Origin of the sequence: Shigella sp. FC1544 (assembly GCF_001722145.1) — a bacterium.
GTDB classification, from domain to species: Bacteria; Pseudomonadota; Gammaproteobacteria; order Enterobacterales; family Enterobacteriaceae; genus Escherichia; species Escherichia coli.
This window is the reverse complement of the sequence record NZ_MECT01000258.1, coordinates 1-1,829: the sequence shown is the minus strand read 5'-3', so window position 1 is coordinate 1,829 and position 1,829 is coordinate 1. Positions and strand designations below refer to the sequence as shown.

Here is a 1,829-nt window from a genome sequence, read left to right as displayed (position 1 = left end):
ACGAACAGTGGGGCTACGTCGGTGCTAAATCACGTCAGCGCTGGCTGTTTTACGCGTATGACAGGATACGGAGGACGGTTGTGGCGCACGTCTTCGGTGAACGCACTCTGGCCACACTGGAGCGTCTTCTGAGCCTGCTGTCGGCCTTTGAGGTCGTGGTATGGATGACGGATGGCTGGCCGCTGTATGAATCACGCCTGAAGGGAAAGCTGCACGTTATCAGCAAGCGTTACACTCAGCGCATTGAGCGACATAATCTGAATCTGAGACAACATCTGGCAAGGCTGGGACGGAAGTCACTGTCGTTCTCAAAATCGGTGGGCTGCATGACAAGGTCATCGGGCATTATCTGAACATAAAACACTATCAGTAAGTTGGAATCATTACCTAAATATTGCGAAAATCTATTGGGAATAAACTTTCACTTTCTTTATCATACAGCATATTACCTGTATTAAGATCGTAATGGATTATACTCAACTCATTCAATTTACATATCAACTGTAGATAAAGGCTCTCTATATTATCAGGGATATCAGCTGCATCAATGTCACTAAGGGGAGTCCCAGGCACGCGCAGCATTCGGAGGTACACATCTCCGCCATACTGTATAACAACGGATGCTTCATCGCCATAAAAAGCATTAAAAAGCTCAGATTCTTGCCAAGCCATTTCCAGAATCTCATTGTACTGGTTGCCAATAAGATCATACTTTTTATACAAAGCAGATGAATCATTCACATCTTCAAAGATTTCTGCTGTCGCCCCCTGACCTATTAACTTACCGAGAATGGGCTCCGTTACTATGCCAGCATGAGAATTATTATTCTCAAATGGAAAAGGTGTTTGAATAATGGTAGATGTTATTTTCATGTCATACCTTTGTTACGATATTTAAAAATCACAAGAGATTTTCACACAAAATAACGTTACACGCTACCTTGTGTGGTCCAGATGTTCCTTCCACACGACCATTGCGGCCTTTATACGGCTGCCCTGCCAGGCTGCTGGCTGAATAACCAATCCGTTCGTCCGGTTCAATGGCGGCCATCAGGTTCTGCTCCGCAATGTACTACGAATGCGCTTCCTGTCCTGGATGGCCAGCATGGTCCAGAACATCTCCATCATTTATCAGCAATCTTCCTGCTCATTTCATCCCGCCATGCAGCAGCAGAGGATTCGACCATGTCATGGGGAAGCACATCACCGCATTCGAGTTGCTGACGGCCTGCCGCAACCTGGTCACGGAACCAAGAATTGTGCTGCCGTTCAACGGTCTGGCGCATAAAATCCCGGATTAACTGAGAGCCATTACGGTCCATGCTTTTTGCAGCGGCCATAAAAGCATCCTTCAGTTCTGCGTCGATTCTTACACTCATATTAACCTGTGCCATTTGCCACCTCGTCATTACCACGTATATACACAGTATATAACTGTTCAGATATCGTCACCAGGATATGCCGCGCCAGCGGCATGTAAGGCGGCACTCCGTTGTTGCATATGGCAGAGGAGTAAAACCGCCGAAGCCCGGCGTAAGCCGGTACGTATTGACAGGTTTCACCTGTCCTATCACTGGCGCTGACAGTTTTATGCGATGTGATTATGAATGGTGCAGTTGTGAGCCGTTTTCAGACAATCGCAGGGCCAGTACCTCGTCAGTCAGCTGACGGTAAATCTGCTGTTCAGTCTCACGCATCACCTGTGCACCGGCTTCCCTCTCCGCATCCGCATCACCGCTCAGACCTGATGCTTTCAGCCGGTCAGCCACCCTCTGAGAGTACTCATTCTCCAGCATCTCATACTTCTGCTCTTCTGCCTGCGCCCAGCG

1 protein-coding gene and 4 pseudogenes are annotated in these 1,829 nt (G+C 48.0%); 1 reads left to right on the top strand and 4 read right to left on the bottom strand.

From position 1 onward, the window contains the following. Nucleotides 1–373: pseudogene (locus BGK49_RS13685) on the top strand (IS1-like element IS1X2 family transposase); the annotation flags it as partial. 17 nt (nucleotides 374–390) lie between these two features. Here the strand turns inward: BGK49_RS13685 and ospG are convergent. The 4 genes and pseudogenes from ospG to BGK49_RS13670 form a co-directional block, all read right to left on the bottom strand. Next, nucleotides 391–873, bottom strand: a pseudogene (gene ospG, locus BGK49_RS13680) (type III secretion system effector protein kinase OspG); the annotation flags it as partial. Between the two features lie 82 nt (nucleotides 874–955). Beyond that, nucleotides 956–1,125: pseudogene (yacB, locus tag BGK49_RS30450) on the bottom strand (type II toxin-antitoxin system toxin YacB); the annotation flags it as partial. Next, nucleotides 1,125–1,394, bottom strand: coding sequence for a type II toxin-antitoxin system antitoxin YacA (yacA, locus tag BGK49_RS13675; RefSeq protein WP_000079956.1), 270 nt, complete (start codon nucleotides 1,392–1,394; stop codon nucleotides 1,125–1,127). The pseudogene yacB and the gene yacA, both read right to left, overlap by 1 nt. 207 nt (nucleotides 1,395–1,601) lie before the next feature. Then, a pseudogene (locus tag BGK49_RS13670) lies at nucleotides 1,602–1,829 on the bottom strand (E3 ubiquitin--protein ligase); the annotation flags it as partial.

Coding starts and splice junctions, on each gene's coding strand:
- yacA (WP_000079956.1), bottom strand. CDS start 1,394: ATGGCACAGGTTAATATGAGTGTAAGAATCGACGCAGAACTGAAGGAT.